We start from the raw sequence: 19,963 nt of genomic DNA, 5'->3' as shown, positions 1-19,963 counted from the left end.
CTATCAAATTTGAAATGGGCGGGGTGGAAGCAATGAAAGTTGGTCTCAGCACTTATAGTTTGTTAAATGCTTTGAAGTCCGGGGAAATGACAGTTCTGGACGTTATCCAATGGATCGCGGACAACGGCGGCGAGCATATGGAGATGGTCCCTTACGGTTATACAGTCGAAGACAATCCTGAATTGGCGGATGCAATCCGCGAAAAAGCTAAATCGGCAGGCATTGAATTGTCCAACTACTCCATGCCCGCTAACTTCGTACAGGAAACAGAAGAAGCCTTCGAAGAAGAAATGGCCCGCGTCAAGAGACATGTCGATGTCGTGCATCGGATGGGTGTAAAGCATATGCGCCACGACGTAACGGCCTTTACTCTGCCGAAGGAGAAGATGACGATCGCGTGGTTTGAGGAAAGCTTGCCGCTCATCGTCAAAGGCAGCCGGATCATTGCCGATTACGCCGCGCAGTTCGGAATTACGACCACGATCGAGAACCACGGCTTCAGCGTGCAGGCGAGCGACCGCGTCCAACGAGTTCTGCAGGCGGTTGACCGCCCGAACTTCAAGACGACGCTCGATATCGGCAACTTCATGTGCGTGGATGAAAATCCGATTATCGGGGTAATGAAAAACTTGCCTTATGCGTCACTCGTCCACTTCAAGGATTTTTATTTCCGTCCTTACGACGAAGATCCAGGCAATGGAGTATGGTTCACCACATCGCATGGAAATTTTCTGCGCGGAGCGATCGTTGGGCACGGGGACATCCCGATCAGAAAAATCGTGAAGCTCATTAAGCAATCAGGATACGACGGCAATATTACAGTCGAGTTCGAAGGCATGGAGGAATGCAGGGCCGCTTCCAAGATAGCCATGGACAATTTACGCCGCTTCTGGCAGGAGGCTTAAAGGAGGATGCTACAGGCCGTTAACCGGGATTGACTAACCGGTTAACGGCCTGTTTCATTTTCTTATAGCTTGTGAAAAACACCATACCGTTGACATAACGCCGAGCGATCGGGCAATCCACGATCTTGATGCTAATATAAAAAAATTGTATTGACACCTTGTTTGAAAGCGGTTAAATTTGAACTATTAGAAAATTTATTATTCTCCATTAACTCATTTGGTAGGACCATACTATCAAAACTGCATTATCTTTTCTGGAATAATAATAAGTTGTTTAGTTTGCTCATTGTGGTAGGACCATATTATGATTATCTACGTTGAGTTTATGTTATTGCTCCTTATTTAAAAATATGAAGAAAAGAGATGAGTATAAGTGAATTATGATTTGGAAAAGTTTAATGGTGTATTTGTAGCCATGTATTCAGCTTACGACGATGCAGGAGAAGTTTGTGAGGATAAAGTGAAAAATCTAGCGCGGTATTATGTCGAATCAGGTATTAAAGGTTTATATGTGGGGGGAAGTTCCGGAGAGGGAATTCTTCAAACGGTTGAAGAAAGGAAAAAGGTATTAGAGGCAGTGATGGAAGAGGTTGGCCAAGAACTGACGATTATTGTTCATGTGGGCGCTAACTCTACTAGAGAAAGTGTGGAATTAGCCATCCATGCAGAAAATTGCGGCGCTGATGCCATTTCAGCAGTTCCGGCCATTTACTACCGGTTATCTGAGAAATCTGTTGAAAACCATTGGCAAGAGATGATCAATAGTACGTCGTTGCCGTTTATTATCTATAACATTCCGCAAACAACAGGATTTCATTTAACGCAAACTTTATTCAAAAAAATGGCCGCCCAAGAAAAAGTCATTGGTATTAAAATGTCTGGTGAAAGTGTATTTGAACTCCAACAGTTTAAAGCAAATGCCGGAAAACAATTTATAGTCTATAACGGACCGGACGAGCAATATTTAGGCGGCAGGATTATGGGGGCAGATGGAGGAATCGGCGGTACGTATGGTGTTATGCCGGAATTATTCTGTCAGTTGGAAGCGTTCTATCAGCAAGGCGCTATTAAAGAAGCTCAGCAGCTGCAAGATAAAATAAACGCTATTATTACGAAACTATTAAGCTTCCCGTCCTTGTATGGTGCATGTAAAGCTATTTTAAACATGAGGGGTATTGAAACAGGAGCACCGCGATTGCCATTATTGCCTGTCGGTGAAGAGCATATCGCAGAATTGAGAAACCTTAATGAAGAAATTGAGAGTTCAATGAAGAGTTACGCTTAATGATATTGAATCTTCAACTTCATAAGTGATAAGGAAGTGAAAAAAATGGCATCAGAAACTACGACAGTAAAAGAGATCCCGATAGAAATAAAAAGTGCTAAGAAGTCAATCTGGCTGCAAATGAAAAAAATGAAATTGCTTTATGTAATGCTTCTATTTCCTGCGGTCATGTTATTTATTTTTAGCTACCTCCCCATGTATGGAGTTCTGATCGCGTTCAAAAATTTTTCGCCAGGCCTCGGTATTTGGGGCAGTCCATGGAATAATTTTGAACACTTTACAAGGCTGTTCGAGGATTTCTTGTTTATCAGGGCGTTAAAGAATACGCTTATTATCAGTTTATTAAAAATTGTGATTGCATTCCCGGCACCGATTATTTTTGCATTATTGCTAAATGAAATTCGGAATCAAAAATTTCTAAAAGTGACTCAATCAATCTCTTACTTACCTCACTTCATGTCATGGGTTATATTATCAGCCATGATTATCGAAGTATTTTCACCGCAAAGAGGTATTGTAAACTTTATTATCACTGCTTTTGACGGAGATCCGATAAACTTTTTGTCCAGTAAAGTCTTCTTTGTACCCGTGCTGATACTAACTGATATATGGAAGGAAATAGGATACGGAGCGATTATTTACTTGGCATCGATTGCTTCCGTTGATCCTGCTCAATATGAAGCTGCAGAAATGGACGGAGCCGGCAGATTTAAAAAGATGATTCATATTACACTGCCAGCCATTATGCCGATGGTGATCATCTTGTTCATTCTTCGATTAGGCGGAGTCTTGAATGCAGGTTTCGACCAAATCTTGAACCTGTATAATCCGCTCGTCTACGAAGTGGCAGATATAATTGATACTTATGTTTATCGCAGCGGTTTGGAACAATTCCAGTTTGACTACGCCACAGCAGTTGGTTTATTTAAAAACATCATAGGAATTATCTTTATATTGGGTGCCAATGCCATCATCCGCAGAAAAAGTGAGCATGGAATCTGGTAGAAAGGGTGAAAAGTATGGTTGGAAAAAAAAGGTTTTCGATCTTTGAGTGGTTATTAATGATCGGGTTTATCATATTCTCAATTCTTGTACTGTATCCCTTCTGGCAAACGCTTGTTTTATCTTTTTCAGATCCAAACCAAGCATCCAGCCTAGGACCGAATCTTTGGCCTGAAAGATGGATACCGGATGCCTATCAATTTGTGTTCGGTTATGGGGATATTATGCAAGCCTATGCAAATACGATTGTCCGTACTTTATCAGGAACATTTTTAATTGTTGCGTTCACCATGTTGGCAGCTTATCCCCTTTCAAAAAGGGATTTGCCATACCGTAACACCATTACAATCTTTTTCTTGATTGCAATGTTTTTCTCCGGCGGAATTATTCCGGATTACTTATTAGTTAAAAACTTGGGATTATTGGATACAAGATGGGCTTTGATTTTACCGTCAGCAGTAAACGTTTTTTATATCATTATTATGAGAAACTACTTCATGACCATTGATAAAGGAATCGAAGAATCCGCATTCATGGATGGAGCAAGCTATTTTACGATTCTAACAAAAATCATTCTGCCATTATCAAAGCCCGTTATCGCAACCATTGCTTTATGGGCAGCAGTGTTCCACTGGAATGAATGGTTCCATGCATTGGTTTATATTCAAGATGATTCAAAAACAGTTCTGCAAATGATTGTAAGAGATATGTTGACTGCAATGGATTTATCTCAATCTGCCAACGGAGCTGCGATTGGAGGGGGTGGTGGTGGATCAAGCGAAAATCTGCTGTTAAGTAATGTGCGTGCTGCAACTGTAATGATTTCGATTGGACCGATTGTTTTGGTATACCCGTTTGTGCAAAAGTATTTTATCAAAGGCATTATGATTGGGTCACTTAAAGGATAATCGATTAGGGGGAGAAGAAGGATGAAAAACGTGAAACGTTATTTTCTAGGGGCATTCATGTCAGCAGCTTTAGTTATAGCTGGATGCGGCCAAGCTGCCAGCAATACGACTGAGGAACCAGTGGACACCTCGAGTCTGGCAGAACCGGGAGATTTCTCGGAAAACCTTACATTAAAACTTTCCGGATCCATAACTAAAGGTAAGGCTGAAGATGGAAGCTATGTTCAAAAACGTCTGGAAGAACAATTCAACATTACAATTGAGAACACAAAAGTGGACACCTGGAACGCTGACCAAGTGAACTTAATGGTAGCCTCTGGCGACTTGCCCGATACATTTGCTTTCACAGCAGGCGGGCAAACAGCGCAACAATTATATGATTCTGGCTTAACAAGAACCATTCCTAAAGAAATGCTGGAAAAATACGCGCCGCGTTACATGAAAATGCTATCAGAGAATGCTCCAGGTCCGATCATGAATTTGAAAAAAGGAACAGATGATCAGTATTTGCAATTAATTGGACAATATGCTCATGTTGATGGTCTGGCTTGGGGTCCAACACTTCGTCTTGATTGGCTTGAGAACTTGGGTATAGAGCTGCCAGGAGAAAAGAAGCAGGTAGGTCCAAGCGGCGGCCGTGAAAAGATTTTCTTCACGGAAGGAGCTTACACATTGGAACAATTAGAAGAAATACTGAAGGCGTTCACCTTTGACGATCCGGATGGCAACGGCAAAGATGATACGTACGGCATTTTGCCAGCTAATAACAATATGAACTGGGCTGCTTCTCTAATGGGTGCTTTCGGCATAGCCAAAGGCTATAACTTTATCGAAAATGATAAATTAGTCATTACAGAAATCTCACAAAAATATAAAGAGTTTTTGAAATTAATGGCAAAGTGGTATGACATGGGCCTCATCGACCCTGAGTTTACAACATTGGATGAGAAATTGGGCTGGGAAAAATATAAACAGGGGAAAATCGGATATTATATAGCACAGCCTGCTTATATCGCTATGGATGACTGGGCTAAAGGAAGAGCCCCGCAAAATATCGTGGAAAGTCCTGATTCTACAGCAAAAGTGCTGGCAACTGCTCCTGAAATAGGTACAGATGGTCAGCAAGGGCTAGGAGCTTACCTGCCTGTTACGAATTTGGCTGATTCCTTCTATATCTCGAAAGAAGTAACAGATAAACAATTGACCAGGATCTTGCAAATTTTTGATTATATTAACTTTGATGATGAAGCAAGATGGACATTATATGGAGAAGTTGGCGTACATTCCGATTGGGAAGGAGAGCCTGAAAAGTCTGCGCTTAAAGTGCGTCCGGAATATGCAGAACAAGAAGGGAATTCAGGATTCTGGGCATACAACTTCCGTACTTATAGTAAAGAAAGAGTCAAATGGTTTACTTCAGAATATACACTGAAATTAAAAGATGAATTTTACGCTCGTGCTGATATTAAAGAAAAAATGTTAATCCGTCCGCATAAATGGGATCTTCTAAATGAAACAAATCAAATAGAAATTTCAAAACGGTATAGCGGACAGCTTAATACGATTGTGGATGAGTTTAGAATGAAAGCAATTGTTGGAGAAGTAGATATTGATAAAGAATGGGATAGTTATGTTGAAAACTGGATGAATAATGGTGGTAAAGAGACACTTGGAGAGTTAGAAAAAGCACCTGTGGTGTCTGATCTATTAAGTGCTGACTAAATTAAATGTTGGGAGTTATTTCATATGCCAAATATTGAAACGCAAGCCATTTTTTATCCGAATTTAGCTGGTTCAAGAGCATATCGAATTCCATCGATGATTACAACAAGCAAAGGAACAGTGATTGTAGGGATTGATGCAAGGATTGTGGATCAGACAGACAATCCTAACCAGATCGATGCTACCATCAGACGAAGCGAAGATCATGGAAAAACGTGGGGGCCAGTTCAAAAGCTAGTTGCTTTTGCCGGGGAAGGCTTAGATGGTGCAGCAGCTATTGATACTTCACTTTTGGAAGATGAAGAAACAGGTACTATTTTTATGCTTTATATGCATACGCCTGGAGGAATTGGTCTTTGGGCAAGTGAGCCTGGGATTGGATTTGATTCAGATGGCCGCAGGAAGTTATATGATCAAGAAGGTAATATGTATTTACTTGCCGAAGATGGAGAAGTTGCTGATTCTGAGGGTAATGGGACTAATTATACCGTTGATGAAAAAGGGTATGTGTTCAAAGGCGGAGAGGCCCGGGGGAATATTTATTATAAAAAAGGCATCGATCCAAATGAGAGTTTGCTGGAAGCAAGAACGTCATTTTTACAAATGATTCAAAGTGAAGATGATGGACTTACGTGGTCCAAGCCAAGAGAATTAAACCTAATGGTTAAAGAGGAATGGATGCGATTTATTGGATCCGGACCCGGCTGCGGTATTCAATTAATGCATGGTGAAAAAGCAGGCCGCTTAGTATTTCCGATTTATTTTTCAAATGAAGCAGGCCATTTATCCTGTGCTTGTATGTATAGTGACGATCACGGGGCTACTTGGCAGCGTGGAGAATCACCGAACGACGGAAGAGAATTGGACGGCGAAGTTCTGTCTGCGAAGACCATCTCTGAAGGGAAGCAGTATTTGACAGAATCGCAGGTCATTGAATTGCCGACAGGTGAACTGAAATACTATTTGAGAAATCATTACGGACTTCAAAGAACGGCTGTTACAACGAGCACAGATGGCGGGGAAACATGGGGTGAAGTTACATTTGATATGGCACTAGTGGATCCAATTTGCCAATCAAGTGTCGTACTTTATCCTGATCAGGGAGATGGGAAGGTACGAGTCTTATTCTCAAATCCGGATGATGAGAAAACAAGGGTAAAGGGAACTGTACGTTTGAGCGAGGATGGCGGAAAAACCTGGCCATACCGAAAAGTGGTTGAAGACGGATATTATGGTTACTCCTGCTTAACCGTCCTTAAAAATGGTGACATTGGTGTTCTGTATGAAAGGGTATATGATTACTCTGATTGGAATAACATGGATATTCAATTCGGAACGTTTACGTTGGATTGGTTGAAATCATGAGGGAGCAGAATATGACAGACACCGACACCATCGAATCGCTAAAGGGAAAACTTATCGTTTCATGTCAAGCGTTAGAAGATGAGCCGCTTTATGATCCTTATATCATGGCGAAAATGGCTCTTGCTGCAAAGGAGGGAGGGGCTTCTGCAATTAGAGCGAACTCGGTACAGCAAATACAAGCTATCAAGAAGGAAGTCGATCTTCCGATTATAGGGATTATCAAAAGAGACTTTCCCGACTCCGATGTTTACATTACGCCAACCCTCGAGGAGATCACTGCGCTGATTGATTGCGGAGTTGATATCATCGCCATGGATTTTACGAACAGGACGAGGCCGCACGGAGTAGAGCTTCCGCATTTTATACAAGAAATTAAAAAACGTTATCCTAAACAATTAATAATGGCGGATATATCAACCTTTGAAGAGGGAGTTATGGCTGAAGAACTAGGAGCGGATCTCGTATCGACTACACTATCCGGCTATACGCCTTATAGTCGGCAAAGCGATGACCCTGATTTGGAACTTATTCAAAGTTTGAAAAAGGTCTTAATGATTCCCATAGTTGCAGAAGGCAGAATCTATTCTCCAGAAACAGCAGCACAGGCCATACAACTCGGGGCGCATGCCGTAGTCGTAGGCGGAGCCATTACAAGGCCGCGTGAAATCACAAAGCGGTTTGTTGCAGCTCTAGTTGATTCACGGTGACAACAAAGAATTTAATAGAGGTTGATACTTGCTATGCGAATGTTGGGGATTGATATAGGTGGTACGAATATAAAATCAGGAATTGTTGTAGACGGTGTTGTCAGCGGCTTCCATGAAATGCCTACGGAAGCCTTTCAAGGCGGACAGACGGTTATGAATAAAGTTTTGCGCCTTATTACTAAGTATAACAATTATAATAGAATTGGTATCAGCAGCGCCGGGCAAATTGACCCTGCAACAGGGCAGGTTATCTTTGCAACCGATAATATCCCAGGCTGGACAGGGATGAGGATAAAACAAATTATCGAACAAAAATTTGCTGTACCGACTTGTGTTGAGAATGATGTGAATGCTGCAGCAATAGCGGAAGCTTATTATGGGGCCGGCAAGGGCAAAGACAGTATGGTATGTTTGACTTTCGGTACTGGAATTGGCGGAGCGATTGTTGAACAGGGAAAACTCTATCATGGCAGTGCCTTCTCTGCGGGGGAATTCGGTCATATTACGATTCATGGCGGTCATAGAGATTGTACCTGCGGGAATAAAGGATGCTATGAAGTGTATGCTTCCACAAAGGCGTTAATCAATCTGGCAGAAGAAAAATTGGGAATTTCCGAAGGATTAAATGGCAGAATGCTCATGGCGCTTGCTCAGGAGAACGAGCGTGTTTATACAGACGTCATTAATCCTTGGCTTGATGAAGTCATTCTAGGACTTAGAACCTTGATCCATGTATTTAATCCAAGTCTGATTGTACTTGGCGGGGGCATTATGGAGCAATCCTATATGTTGGCATACGTTCAGGAACATATTCAGAGACAAATTATGCCGAATTTTAGAAATGTAGAGTTCTTGTCAGCAAAGCTGGGCAATCATGCCGGTATTATTGGCGCAGCGCATTTAGCTGTAAAGATGGAGTAAGTTAAAGTAAAATCTTCAACTGATTTGAACTCTCAATGGCGCTCAAGCGGGACGGCATTCTCCTGCTCGACATATCGCTAATGAGGGTTCTTTTTTTCTCACCGTTAACGTGTATGCAGTGATAGTGTTATGTTATAATGGTTCAAAGGAACGATGGCCTTACCACTTAGGCAGGAGGATATGCAGTGATTAGTAAAAAACAAACGTTATCCAGCATTGTTAACGAACGCATTAAACAATTTATTGTTGAGAACGATTTGCGGCCGGGGGATCGTTTACCATCTGAGAAAGAAATGATGGATAAGCTAAATGTGAGTAGAACCATTGTTAGAGAAGGACTTAAAACCTTACAATCAAATGGAATCATTGAGATTAAACCAGGCAGCGGAATTTTTGTTAAAGAAGTTTCAATTAGTGATATCTTTGAACAAGTTTCATTTGGCATGAAAGTGGACAAGGTGAAATTCAAAGAAATTATAGATACTCGAATTATCATCGAACAGGGTGCAATTGAACTGGCGATTGCACATTATGACGTCAGTAAGATTGACAAACTTATCTATTGGAATAATGAGATCAAAGGAAAGATTGAACATAGCATTAAAGCAAAGCATGAAGACATGCAATTTCATTCCGCCTTATTTTTCGCGACTGGAAACGAAACTTATTTCCAGTTTTCGAAAATAATAAATGCATACTTTGACATGAATGATTTTGAAAAAATAAATGAGCTTTCTGATTTTAAAACTGCCTATGAAGAACACCAAAATATTATCCGCTATATACTCAATAAAGATATACATTCAGCGAAAAATGAAATGAAAAAACACTTAAGCCCCCTTTACCATTACATTTAAAAGTCGGTGAATTTTATGAAACCCATAGAAGAAAAAGAAAGATATACACTTAGCAAAATAGTGAGTGATAATTTAAGGCAATACATTATTGAGAAAAAACTTAAAACCGGAGAAAAGCTCCCGGCAGAACGAGAACTGGCTAAAATGATGGAAGTTAGCAGAGTCATGATCAGAGAAGCACTGAGATCCTTAGAATCAACCGGCATCATTGTTATTCGTCATGGTGAAGGGGCCTTTGTCAATACAAATGATTCCAGTGTAATTCTAAATCATTTACTATACTTCTGGAAATTGAATAATGATAAAATGAATGAATTGCTCGAACTTAGACATGTCCTGGAGAAGGCGGCTATTGAGCAAATAATATTATCTGCAAAAGTCGACCATCTAAAAGAGTTGGAAAATATTATCGATAGAATGAAGGAAACAAGTGATACAAAGAAGTTTCAAGAGTATGATATTGAATTCCATAGTTGTTTAATTAAAGCGACTGAAAATGACCTGTTTGCGCAATTAACAGACATAATTGCAGAGTATTTTTCCAGCATTTCTCATTCTCAAATGGATCAGGCAGAAAGAAACAAAACAGTTAACGAACATCAGTTAATTGTTGAAGCAGTGAAACAAAAAAATAAACAACTCGCACTCCAAATCTTAAAAGAACATTTAGAGTACTCGAAAAAGTATATTTTGATAAAATGAGTTAACCAGAGATTGGACGTTTATTTGGCTGCCTGATTAGACAAAAAATAACTAAACCCGCCCTGCAAAAGCTGCTTGCGATTTGTATCTATCGTCTCAGCTGCCTGATTCAAATGGACCGCCAGATAGGCATGAAAGTCTATTAACTCTCCAGCCCCGATGCTCAAAGCAAGCAGTCGCTCGTGATTCGCCTCGGCAATCCGCGCATACGGCTTCAAGCAGCCTCGAACGTACACGTCCGTTTCGATCTCTTGTTCCGTAAGCGGCTCCTTCGAGTCCCTGCCGGAAGCGATCATCGCAAGCAATCCGTTATAGCTGCCCTCTGCCAGATCCTCCTTCCAATCTGCCCAATCGTCGGACATTTGCAGTGTCATCAAGACGATATCGACGGCTTGCTCCATATCGGCGATAAGTTCGTCGCGCTGCGTCAACAGCAGAGCGCCGGTGCTTGCAATTTTGACGGGGCCGGCCTTGCCTGCTGTGCGAAGGGGATCGGTGACGAAGTAGTCGGCGCAATCCTCATTCATGACGCTGTCCGCCCAGGTGGTCGCATAATGATGATAATAGGTCCAGAACGGGGAATCCGAAGCGAATAGCTCGCGGAATACCGCGAACATGTCCAGCAGCAGCAAATTGCCGAGCGCAAGCTGTTCCTTCCAATTCGGGGAGGGAGCTGCGTCCATGACATCATCCTGAATAAAAAAATAAAGCATTCCATATACATTAGCTAATGCGAGCCGTTCACACTGGGCTGTACTGATGCCCGCCGTTTCCCTGATCCAGAAAGGGAGCAAACTGCATATATAATCCTTGCCGCCCTCATGCTTGACTGGATTGAATTTGTCGGCATAAGCAAGACCGACGGCGTTTAGCGGCTCGGGGTAGTCGGCGATTCGCCGTTCTGCCTCCGTAAACACAAGCTTAAGCTGTTTTTTATAACGGTTGTACCACTCCATTTTCTGAGACCTCCGCAACATTATAATAGGTTCATTTCGTCTATACTAAAGCACCGATTCGAGCATATAAATAGGATACGAACGGCGTCAATCTCTATCTACTATACCACGTCTTCTTCATGCAAAAGTTAACATTTTTTTAAGGATGAGGAAAAACAGGCGAACTCCTTGTTGAGTAAAAAGAGAAAATCCAGTAAAATGAAGAAAGGTTCGGAAGGAAACAAGGTTGCTAGATTATCCTCTGTCACACTATACTTACAAAACTGGACTAAGGTCGAGGTTGCACCTATTACCTGAGCAGGTTTAGAAATTCGTTCTCCTGCATTAAAGTTAATACCTAGATGAGAGTTCTTTAATGTGGAGGTAGTACGGCATGAATAGAGATGTAGACATTTATGTGCTTTTAACGAATACGGGGACGCTATTTTCGAAGACGATTCAGCTTTATACAAAGAACCTGTTGAATCATGCTTCCATTGCGTTTGACAGCGATTTGAACGAGGTTTACAGCTTCGGCAGAAAAAATCCGAGCAATCCTTTCTTCGCGGGTTTCGTGAAGGAGGACGTGCGCGGCCCGTTCTTCGAGGATTCGATTTGTTCGTTATACAAATGTACGGTCACTCACTGCGCTTATATTTGCATTCGCAATCAGATTCGTTATATGGAGCAAAACCGGGATCAATACAAATACAACTTGCTTGGCATGCTGGGTATTATGCTTAACATTGAGATGAAGAGAGATTATGCCTACTTCTGTTCGCAATTCGTAGCTTCGGTTTTCGAGCAAAGCGGCGTGAATTTGGTCGATAAACCCTCCTTGTTCGTAACACCGGGCGATCTGGAGCAGACGCCTATGCTCGAGTTAGTATACCACGGCAAGCTGCATGCCTATACGGGCTGCCAAGAGGAGCTGCAAGCGACTGGCGCATTTCAAACCGCGTAAACGAAGATCTCTGGCATAGAGGTCTTTTTTTTTTGTAAAGGGGAGATCGTAACCATATGTCCACTATTAGCTTTGGGAGAGTTTGTGGTATGATTTGGGTAAAAGGGGGGATCGGACGTGAAAGGTCAAGGCGTATTGATTTCGGCACTCGCGTTCGCGCTGCTCATTGCGATATTCGCAGTCATCAACGTGGATTCGGTACAGGTAAACTTTATGTTTACGACAGCGACGCTGCCGCTTATTCTCGTTATTTTGGCATCGACCCTGCTCGGAGGATTGACAGTAGGGCTGCTCGGCATGATCCGCCAGATTCGACTGCAGCGCACCGTCAAGGTATTGGAGAGGCAGGTGGCGGAGCTTACTGCTGAAGCAGAGCTGGCTGAATCGTTAACCGGGCCTCTTTCTGAAGAACCGACGGAGAAGTTCGGGACGGCGACAAGCGACTAACAGCACTTAGATAGAGAGGCTATTTATGTTTATTTATACGTATGCAAGCCATGAGGATGAGGCTGCATTATGCGAGCTGGAGCTGCGCACCCTATTTGAGCAACCGGTTCGAGGCTCGGTCATTATGAGCCGATCCGAGGTTTCGGTTGACCGGAGCCCGTTCATAAAGCGGCGTATTTCCGTTATGCACGAGGCAGCCGGCTTAGAGGAGTTAACGGAGCAGCTCCGTAACGTAGAGCTGAGGGATCAGACCTTTAAGGTGCTATATACGCAGGGCGATGAGACGTTTACGTACGAGGAGCAGCGGCAATTGGAGCGTGCCGCAGGCGCGGTTATACGGGGAAAGGCGGATATGCGAAATGCTGAGCGGCTATTCGGCCTGACGAAGGTGGATGGCCGCTGGTGCTTTGGCGATTGCGAGAAGAACGGTGCTCTCTGGCTTAAGCATCAGAGAAAGCCGCAAAATTATTCGACGGCTCTCCCCGCAAGGGCGGCTCGGGCCATAGTGAATCTGGCGGCGGGGCAAGCCATAGGCCGATTGCGCATCATTGATCCTTGCTGCGGCATAGGGACTGTACTCATTGAAGCCATGTCGATGGGCATCGATATTGAAGGCTTTGATTTGAATCCCTTGGCAGTACGGGGCGCACGGATAAATCTGGCCCATTTTGGCTTCCCGGATCGGGTGAAGCTTGGTGATATGCGGCAGGTGAAAGGAACATATGATGCTGCGATCGTGGATATGCCGTACAATTTATGCTCCGTCCTGCCGCAGGAAGAGCAGCTTGCCATGCTGGAAAGCGTAAGAAGAATGGCCGCACGAGCGGTCATTGTCACGACAGAGCCGATCCAGCGCCAGCTGGAGCTGGCGGGCTGGCGGATAAACGAATGCGCACAACTCCGCAAAGCCTCTTTTACAAGATATATAAGTGTAGTAGAATAAGAACTATGTAGGGCATGAAGCGAGGTGAACCTATGTCTACAATCGATCAAAATGAATCCGCTGAGCAGCCGAAGCAGCTGACGCAAGCGGAGAAAGCGAAGCAGCTGCTCGCTCAGAAGAAGCAAGCCAAAGCGGGTAACGCACCCGGCCAGACGCATCTATCTACGGGGACGCAGGCGATGAAGAGCCAGAACACGAAGAAAGTCAACAATCAACGTAAAAAAATGGGTGTATAACAGCTGCCGCGGCGTGATCCGCACAGCAACAGCAACGAAACAGGGCGCCGGCTGACAACAGCTAGGCGCCCTGTTTGGCGCGCTATGATGGATATATACAGTAACTTCTAGTATCCAAGCTCAGAAATAACATTAATATGCAAGAATGAATTTCGTTTAACCCCCACATAATGAGTATACGTTAATTTTTTTCAGCGGAGGGATATGTTATGACGGCGACCCAATCATCACGACTCAGCATTTATCTGCTTGCCGGTGTGGCCACATCCAACACGATATTTACCGAATGCAAAATAAAGCTTGATAAGCTATTCCGGTCAGAAGGCGTAGAACCCGACATACATGAGGTATTTCCTTACGGCGATGCGAGTCGCAGCTTAGTCAGGCAAGTGCTGGAGGTGCGAAGCGACTTGTCGAATCGATTGTCTGCCGGACGCGTTGGAGGACAGCTTGCTTTGAAGAAGATCAAGGAAACGCTAACGGGCGACAGGGTGCTGCTGCTCGGACATAGCGGCGGCGGCGCGGCTGCTTATCAAGCGGCAAAGCTGCTTTACGATCAGGAAGAAATCGAAGATTTTCGCATCGTGCAGGTGGGGGCTCCGAAAACACCGATCGATCCGAATATGCAGAACAAGGTCAGCTACTTTCATTCCATCGACAAATTGGGCAATCTTAACGATCCCATTAGCCGAATCGGCACTTGGGGAGGCTGGTGCAAGAGCCGCTATGCGGTGCCGCGCTGGAATCGGATGAAGTATGCTCCTGGTTACGTGGAAGGAATCCCGACGGTAGGCGGCCATGCGGATTATTTTCGCCATACACTGCCTTTTACCGATCAAGAAGCCGTTTGTAATTTAGATAAGACGATTAACCGGGTGAGCGAGTGGTTGAAAGGGTGGGAGTGATCCTTTAAAATGGGAAGAGGGAGCAGCGGATGCTCCCGATTTAGGAGGCGGGTCGCCTATGGCGAATACTCATACGTACTCGAAGCGGGAAGAACTTGCGAATGCTGTGACGCATGGTATCGGAGCGTGCTTAAGCGTCGCGGCGCTTGTGGTGCTGATCGTTTTCGCGGCAACAAAAGGAACGGGCTTTTATGTCGTTAGCTTCACGATATACGGCTCTGCCATGCTGCTGCTTTATGCAGCCTCGACACTTGTGCACAGCTTTCCCCAGGGAAAGGCTAAGCGGGTGTTCGAAGCGCTTGACCATTCGTTTATTTATGTGTTTATCGCGGGAACCTACACACCTATCTTATTCCACATCGTGCAGGGAAAGCTGGGCTGGACGCTGTTCGGCATCGTGTGGGGAGCGGCCATAGCCGGCGTCATTTTCAAATCGTTTTTCGCATCGCGGTTCCTGTTCACCTCGACGATTATTTATATCGCGATGGGATGGATCATCGTGTTCGCGTGGAAGCCGTTGACGGCGCACTTGGCTCCGGGAGGAGTGCAACTGCTCGTAACCGGCGGTTTATTGTATACGTTCGGAACCGTATTTTATGTGTGGCGCAGCTTTCCGTATCATCATGCGGTTTGGCATTTGTTCGTGCTCGGCGGCTCCGTTGTCCATTTCTTTGCGATATTGCTGTATGTTTTGCCTGCTTAATGAAATAGAGGATGGAAATGCTTGGCTCAGGCTTGTTCCCTTACACGGGGTGCAAGCCTTAATTTTTTTGTACATAACAAAATTTTGTCCGATAATCGTACAATCCCGTCTTTCAATTAAGAAAGCGCTATCGTAATATAAATATAACTTTCCCATACTGATGCCATTTAGAAAGGTGGGCTTATTTGAGAAAGACCAGAAAGAACTTGTTGGCAAAATTTTTGCTCTCCTATATTTTAGTGCTGCTGTTTCCCGTCATCATTATCCTTGTTTACTATTATCCTTATTCGACGGAAGCTGCGAAGGAAAAGGAGATGGAGTGGAACGCCCATGTCACTGAACAATTTATGACGTCCATGGATATATTCACCCGGTATGTTTACGATTTGCCGTCTGAGCTGCTGCAAAACCGGGATATGAAGCTGTATATGGCCATGGAAAATGATTACCAGAGAATCGTCATTGCGAATGAAATGAGGAAATACAATGCGACGGATGCGTTTATCGATAATACTTTGTTATACGTGAAAAGCATCGGTTATATGTTCGCCAAGACGGGGAGCGTTTACAGCGTTCAGGATTTTGCGCGTCGGGGAGTCGGGTATTATTACGAAGCTTGGCCGCATGAAGATATGATTATGGAATTGGACAGCTTGATTTTGCCGACTGTAAGGCCGGCAGAGAATGTCATAGTTCCCGGCAACAACCGGATTCGGATGCTGACATTTCTGCTTCCGATTCCTCTTGGCGGAGATCATTCTCCCGGCGCAGTTATGATTTTGGTGAAAGAGGAAACGATCTTTCGTATGATGAAGTCGGTTTCGGAGTCCTATAACGGGGATTTTTTCATCTTTGACGGGCAAGGAAAGCGGTTGGTGGCTTCAAACGCGGCTTCCTACAGCGAGTCCGGCGATTTCAACCGTCTCATTTCCCGTCTGGGAGAACGCGGGACAGGCTCGGGTATTCACCGGATCGACGGAAAATCTTTTATCGTATCCCACACCGTATCAGACAAAAACGATTGGCATTACGTAAGTTTATTGCCCTTAACGGAAACGCTGCAGGATATCCGGTCGCTCCAACGGAATACGGTCGTCATTTTCGTTTTGATATTGCTGTTCGAAATAATCGTCATTTATATTTCCATACGCAAAAATTACCATCCCATCAAACGGCTGGTCGATTTTGCAACGGATGTGTTTAAACAGCAGGAACCGAAGTCCATGAATGAAATCGATACGATCCGCTATGCGCTCGACCAGCTTTCCTCCGCTAACAGCAAGCTTGATGAGAGGGTGAAACGGACGCTGCCGATCATGCGTGAAAATGTGTTGTTTGAACTTGTGAGCGGTCATTATAAGTCATGGGAAACGTTTCACGGGGAGGCTGCAGAATACGGCGTATTTTTCAACCGGCCATTTATCACGGCGGCCGTCATATCGTTCGAAACGGGAGAACAAGACATTTGCAAGGCGATGGACTATTTCCGGATGGAGGAAGAAAGATTACCGGAAGGGGTTCGCGGGTATTTCTTCATGAGCATCTACAATCAAGAGTTCATATTCGTTTGCTCACACGCCCGCGATTTTTCAATGAAAACTTATCTCGCCGGCGTTCAGCGGGAGCTGTCTGCACGGACAGGCACTCATTCTTTGATCGGAATCGGAACGCCCGAAAGCTCGAGTTCTCCGGAAGGCGTCCATCTATCCTATTTGCAAGCGGTGCGCACTTCCGAATATCTTCGCATCCGGAAGCAGTACGCGATTCTTGTTTTTGATGAAATCGAAGTTGCGCAAACCGGCACCGTATCCTATTTTGCGGAGCTGCTGCAATCGCTGGAGATGTCCGTACTGAAAAATGACGCAGCCGTAGTCGAATCGGTCATGGACCGGATCATCGATTACATCGGCAGCGACGGTATGCCGCCGCATATGGTCAGGACCGTGTATTTAAATACGATAAGCGTCATATTCAACGGGCTGCAGCGGTTCCGGCAGGACGACCGGAATCTGCTGCGGCTTACCGACGCAGCTTTCCAGCACCGGTATACTATTGAGCAGATGGTCGGCATTATGAGGGAAAGCTGCGGCAAGCTATGCGATATCATTCGCGGCACGCTGCCGCCTTCCCGGACGGCTTCGCAAGAAGAAATACTGGATATAATTGAAAAGAAAGGCATGGATCATGATTTTTCCCTGCAGTTGATTGCCGACCATTTCGGGATGTCGCTCTCGGGCTTTAGCTATCATTTCAAAAAAACGATGGGGCAGAACTTTAAGGAATATATCGACCGGCTTCGTATTCAAAAGTCCATCCAATTGCTGCGAAGCTCGGATGAAGCACTGGATTCAATCGCGGGACAAGTCGGTTATTCAAGCACTTCAAGCTTTATTCGGTCCTTCAAGAAAATAGCCGGCACTACGCCGGGGCAATACCGGGACACGCATAGATAAGCATAAAGGGTCGCTCACGCTGCCAGTCGGCGCTGCAGCGGCTTTTTTGTCCAAGCCCAGGCGCAATTTTTGAACATATACAATATTTCAAAAGGGCCGTCAGCTCGCTTTGCAATCGCTTTCAAGACAAAAATATAAGCGCTTTCAAAAAATGAAAACCCATCAAAAACTGCCTGTTTACGCGGTGTCGGACGAACGATTAGAGTAAGGGTGCCGAACGATATCACAAGACTCACCCGAACCGCGGCAACAATCCGCAAGGATTTTGCATACTAAACTTTTAATGGGGGTTGTGCAATGAGAAAAAAGGCCATTTTGTTTTTGTCGCTCATTCTGGTTTTATGTGCAGTACTGACAGGTTGCTCTGGTTCCGATGGCGGAAACAACAGTGGAAGCGCGAATGATCCTTCAGGCAATTCCGGGAATAGCGGCGCTAAAGTGAAATTGACAGCGGTCATTACGAAGCATCCGCTCACAAAGCCGCTTGCCGAAATGGAATGGCTGCAGCAGGTGGAGGATGCCGCAGGCGTCGATATCGAGTGGCAGGAGATTACGGCAGACTGGGGCCAGAAGAAAGGTACGATGCTGGCCAGCGGCGACGTTCCGGATTTATTCGTTGGACCGAACGTCATCACAGATGCCGATTTTGCCCAATTCCAAGGCTTGTTCCAGAATTTGTCCGAGCTGATTGACCAGGCGCCGAACGTGCAGAAGATGTTTGAAGAAAAGCCGGAAACGAAAGCGATCGCTACGCAGCAGGACGGAAAAATTTACGGATTGCCGAAATACCAACGATATTGGCCGGACACCGTGAACAGGCAATATATCAATCAAGTGTGGCTTGACAATTTAGGCTTAAGCATGCCGACGACGTGGGATGAATTGTATGACGTTCTGCTCGCGTTTAAAGAAAAGGACGCAAACGGCAACGGAGATCCGAATGACGAAATTCCGATGGATTGGCCGGGCGGCATTGGCGGATATTTCAATCCAGCCGTTCTCCTGGGCGGCATGGGGATTACACTCGCTTCCGACGTAAGCGGCCGAGGCTACTTCGTCGAGGATGGCAGCGTGAAAAACTTCCTGACGGATGACCGTTATAAACAATTGGTCTTGTTCCTTAATAAACTCTACAAAGCGGGCTTGATTAATCCTGAGGTATTCACGCATGACTACACGAAATACCAAGCTGTCGCCCGCGGCGAGGGGGATACGGCAAAGGTAGGCTTTACCTGGGGATGGGTCGCGTCTGACAGATTCGGCGAGCAGGTTGCTCCGCAATATGCGTCGATGCCGCCGCTCAAGGCGTCAGCGGACTCGGACCAAGTATCCTGGAGCTACGATTATAATTCGTTGAACTTCGGCGTGAATCAAATCGTCATGTCTGCAAAAACGAAAAATAAAGAAGCGGCGATGAGATTCATTAATGAATTGTACAACCCTGAAGTCGGCATCCAGGTCTTATTCGGCTCGATCGGCCCGAACATCAAGGATAACGGAGACGGCTCCTATGCCGTGCTGCCTCCAGCGGATTCAAAGATGGATCCGGGAACATGGAAGTGGACATCCTCGTGGGCAGACAACGGTGCATTCTATATTTCCGACGAGATGCAATTGACGCTAGGCAAAGATATGCAGGAAGTGTTGACGCAATCGGAGCCGCTCGCTGGAGCCTTGGAGCAAGTCGACCCGGCAAAAGATGTGTATCCGGGCATGTTCATCAAGTATTCGACTGCTGATAATAACGCGATGAGTCTGAACAATACGAACATTATGAATTTGGCCAATACCAGCTTTGCGAAATGGGTGACCAAAGGCGGAATTGAGGCCGAGTGGGATTCCTACGTGAAAGAAAGCAAAAAAGCCGGCTTGGATCAAAATTTGGAGATCATGCAGAAATACTATGATGAGTATGTGAGCAAGTAATATCAAAATCACATGACGGAAGAAGCTGTCCAGTGTCGGTTAGCGGGCAGCTTCATTCTCTCAAGGGGAGAATTTCT

Annotated in this window: 19 protein-coding genes; 18 read left to right on the top strand and 1 reads right to left on the bottom strand. The window is 44.8% G+C overall.

Annotated elements, in window-relative coordinates; all coding sequences use genetic code 11:
• Positions 1–32 precede the first annotated feature (32 nt).
• The 10 genes from L1N85_RS12410 to L1N85_RS12365 all read left to right on the top strand — a co-directional run bounded on the left by L1N85_RS12410 (position 33) and on the right by L1N85_RS12365 (position 10,374).
• Positions 33–905, top strand: a complete 873-nt coding sequence (locus L1N85_RS12410; protein ID WP_235238319.1) for a sugar phosphate isomerase/epimerase family protein — start codon at positions 33–35, stop codon at positions 903–905.
• 373 nt (positions 906–1,278) lie between these two features.
• The gene (locus L1N85_RS12405) at positions 1,279–2,190 is read left to right on the top strand and encodes a dihydrodipicolinate synthase family protein (RefSeq protein WP_235238317.1); all 912 of its coding nucleotides are present in this window, start codon (positions 1,279–1,281) and stop codon (positions 2,188–2,190) included.
• A 45-nt stretch (positions 2,191–2,235) separates the two neighbouring features.
• Positions 2,236–3,195: an ABC transporter permease gene (locus L1N85_RS12400; protein WP_235238314.1), complete on the top strand. Its 960-nt coding sequence runs from the start codon at positions 2,236–2,238 to the stop codon at positions 3,193–3,195.
• Between the two features lie 14 nt (positions 3,196–3,209).
• Positions 3,210–4,100: a carbohydrate ABC transporter permease gene (locus L1N85_RS12395; RefSeq protein WP_235238312.1), complete on the top strand. Its 891-nt coding sequence runs from the start codon at positions 3,210–3,212 to the stop codon at positions 4,098–4,100.
• Positions 4,101–4,121: 21 nt separating this feature from the next.
• Entirely contained in the window at positions 4,122–5,822 is a 1,701-nt protein-coding gene (locus tag L1N85_RS12390; protein ID WP_235238309.1) for a type 2 periplasmic-binding domain-containing protein, read from the top strand.
• Between the two features lie 24 nt (positions 5,823–5,846).
• Positions 5,847–7,187 carry a sialidase family protein gene (locus L1N85_RS12385; RefSeq protein WP_235238305.1) on the top strand — a complete coding sequence of 447 codons (1,341 nt, stop codon included), beginning with the start codon at positions 5,847–5,849 and terminating at the stop codon, positions 7,185–7,187.
• A gap of 11 nt (positions 7,188–7,198) precedes the next feature.
• Complete coding sequence (locus tag L1N85_RS12380) at positions 7,199–7,894, top strand: N-acetylmannosamine-6-phosphate 2-epimerase (RefSeq protein ID WP_235238303.1); 696 nt, start codon at positions 7,199–7,201, stop codon at positions 7,892–7,894.
• Between the two features lie 33 nt (positions 7,895–7,927).
• On the top strand, positions 7,928–8,815 hold the full coding sequence (locus tag L1N85_RS12375) for an ROK family protein (RefSeq protein WP_235238301.1): 888 nt from the start codon (positions 7,928–7,930) through the stop codon (positions 8,813–8,815).
• Between the two features lie 185 nt (positions 8,816–9,000).
• Positions 9,001–9,672, top strand: coding sequence for a FadR/GntR family transcriptional regulator (locus L1N85_RS27595; protein WP_235238299.1), 672 nt, complete (start codon positions 9,001–9,003; stop codon positions 9,670–9,672).
• 15 nt (positions 9,673–9,687) lie between these two features.
• Positions 9,688–10,374, top strand: a complete 687-nt coding sequence (locus L1N85_RS12365; protein ID WP_235238296.1) for a FadR/GntR family transcriptional regulator — start codon at positions 9,688–9,690, stop codon at positions 10,372–10,374.
• Between the two features lie 20 nt (positions 10,375–10,394).
• On the opposite strand, the gene L1N85_RS12360 is transcribed toward L1N85_RS12365, so the two are convergent.
• On the bottom strand, positions 10,395–11,330 hold the full coding sequence (locus L1N85_RS12360) for a hypothetical protein (RefSeq protein WP_235238293.1): 936 nt from the start codon (positions 11,328–11,330) through the stop codon (positions 10,395–10,397).
• 373 nt (positions 11,331–11,703) lie between these two features.
• Between L1N85_RS12360 and L1N85_RS12355 the strand changes: the two genes are divergently transcribed.
• The 8 genes from L1N85_RS12355 to L1N85_RS12320 all read left to right on the top strand — a co-directional run bounded on the left by L1N85_RS12355 (position 11,704) and on the right by L1N85_RS12320 (position 19,886).
• Positions 11,704–12,273 carry a C40 family peptidase gene (locus tag L1N85_RS12355; protein ID WP_235238289.1) on the top strand — a complete coding sequence of 190 codons (570 nt, stop codon included), beginning with the start codon at positions 11,704–11,706 and terminating at the stop codon, positions 12,271–12,273.
• 117 nt (positions 12,274–12,390) lie between these two features.
• The gene (locus L1N85_RS12350) at positions 12,391–12,720 is read left to right on the top strand and encodes a LapA family protein (RefSeq protein ID WP_235238286.1); all 330 of its coding nucleotides are present in this window, start codon (positions 12,391–12,393) and stop codon (positions 12,718–12,720) included.
• A 25-nt stretch (positions 12,721–12,745) separates the two neighbouring features.
• Complete coding sequence (locus L1N85_RS12345) at positions 12,746–13,663, top strand: TRM11 family SAM-dependent methyltransferase (RefSeq protein ID WP_235238282.1); 918 nt, start codon at positions 12,746–12,748, stop codon at positions 13,661–13,663.
• 32 nt (positions 13,664–13,695) lie between these two features.
• The gene (locus L1N85_RS12340) at positions 13,696–13,899 is read left to right on the top strand and encodes a hypothetical protein (protein ID WP_235238281.1); all 204 of its coding nucleotides are present in this window, start codon (positions 13,696–13,698) and stop codon (positions 13,897–13,899) included.
• Between the two features lie 209 nt (positions 13,900–14,108).
• Positions 14,109–14,804 (top strand): hypothetical protein, encoded by a 696-nt coding sequence (locus tag L1N85_RS12335; protein WP_235238279.1) that lies wholly within the window; start codon positions 14,109–14,111, stop codon positions 14,802–14,804.
• Positions 14,805–14,862: 58 nt separating this feature from the next.
• Complete coding sequence (trhA, locus tag L1N85_RS12330) at positions 14,863–15,507, top strand: PAQR family membrane homeostasis protein TrhA (RefSeq protein WP_235238277.1); 645 nt, start codon at positions 14,863–14,865, stop codon at positions 15,505–15,507.
• 185 nt (positions 15,508–15,692) lie between these two features.
• On the top strand, positions 15,693–17,960 hold the full coding sequence (locus L1N85_RS12325) for a helix-turn-helix domain-containing protein (RefSeq protein ID WP_235238275.1): 2,268 nt from the start codon (positions 15,693–15,695) through the stop codon (positions 17,958–17,960).
• Between the two features lie 297 nt (positions 17,961–18,257).
• Positions 18,258–19,886, top strand: coding sequence for an ABC transporter substrate-binding protein (locus L1N85_RS12320; protein ID WP_235238273.1), 1,629 nt, complete (start codon positions 18,258–18,260; stop codon positions 19,884–19,886).
• Positions 19,887–19,963: the final 77 nt, after the last annotated feature.

The organism is Paenibacillus alkaliterrae (assembly GCF_021532375.1).
In the GTDB taxonomy this organism is placed as follows: Bacteria; Bacillota; Bacilli; order Paenibacillales; family Paenibacillaceae; genus Pristimantibacillus; species Pristimantibacillus alkaliterrae.
The sequence above is the reverse complement of the archived record's forward strand: the minus strand, read 5'-3'. Positions and strand labels throughout refer to the sequence as shown.

What these genes read in the sequence shown, in the direction of transcription:
- L1N85_RS12410 (WP_235238319.1), top strand. Translation starts at nt 33, where the DNA reads ATGAAAGTTGGTCTCAGCACTTATAGTTTGTTAAATGCTTTGAAGTCC.
- L1N85_RS12400 (WP_235238314.1), top strand. Translation starts at nt 2,236, where the DNA reads ATGGCATCAGAAACTACGACAGTAAAAGAGATCCCGATAGAAATAAAA.
- L1N85_RS12395 (WP_235238312.1), top strand. Translation starts at nt 3,210, where the DNA reads ATGGTTGGAAAAAAAAGGTTTTCGATCTTTGAGTGGTTATTAATGATC.
- L1N85_RS12390 (WP_235238309.1), top strand. Translation starts at nt 4,122, where the DNA reads ATGAAAAACGTGAAACGTTATTTTCTAGGGGCATTCATGTCAGCAGCT.
- L1N85_RS12385 (WP_235238305.1), top strand. Translation starts at nt 5,847, where the DNA reads ATGCCAAATATTGAAACGCAAGCCATTTTTTATCCGAATTTAGCTGGT.
- L1N85_RS12380 (WP_235238303.1), top strand. Translation starts at nt 7,199, where the DNA reads ATGACAGACACCGACACCATCGAATCGCTAAAGGGAAAACTTATCGTT.
- L1N85_RS12375 (WP_235238301.1), top strand. Translation starts at nt 7,928, where the DNA reads ATGCGAATGTTGGGGATTGATATAGGTGGTACGAATATAAAATCAGGA.
- L1N85_RS12365 (WP_235238296.1), top strand. Translation starts at nt 9,688, where the DNA reads ATGAAACCCATAGAAGAAAAAGAAAGATATACACTTAGCAAAATAGTG.
- L1N85_RS12360 (WP_235238293.1), bottom strand. Translation starts at nt 11,330, where the DNA reads ATGGAGTGGTACAACCGTTATAAAAAACAGCTTAAGCTTGTGTTTACG.
- L1N85_RS12355 (WP_235238289.1), top strand. Translation starts at nt 11,704, where the DNA reads ATGAATAGAGATGTAGACATTTATGTGCTTTTAACGAATACGGGGACG.
- L1N85_RS12345 (WP_235238282.1), top strand. Translation starts at nt 12,746, where the DNA reads ATGTTTATTTATACGTATGCAAGCCATGAGGATGAGGCTGCATTATGC.
- L1N85_RS12340 (WP_235238281.1), top strand. Translation starts at nt 13,696, where the DNA reads ATGTCTACAATCGATCAAAATGAATCCGCTGAGCAGCCGAAGCAGCTG.
- L1N85_RS12335 (WP_235238279.1), top strand. Translation starts at nt 14,109, where the DNA reads ATGACGGCGACCCAATCATCACGACTCAGCATTTATCTGCTTGCCGGT.
- trhA (WP_235238277.1), top strand. Translation starts at nt 14,863, where the DNA reads ATGGCGAATACTCATACGTACTCGAAGCGGGAAGAACTTGCGAATGCT.
- L1N85_RS12320 (WP_235238273.1), top strand. Translation starts at nt 18,258, where the DNA reads ATGAGAAAAAAGGCCATTTTGTTTTTGTCGCTCATTCTGGTTTTATGT.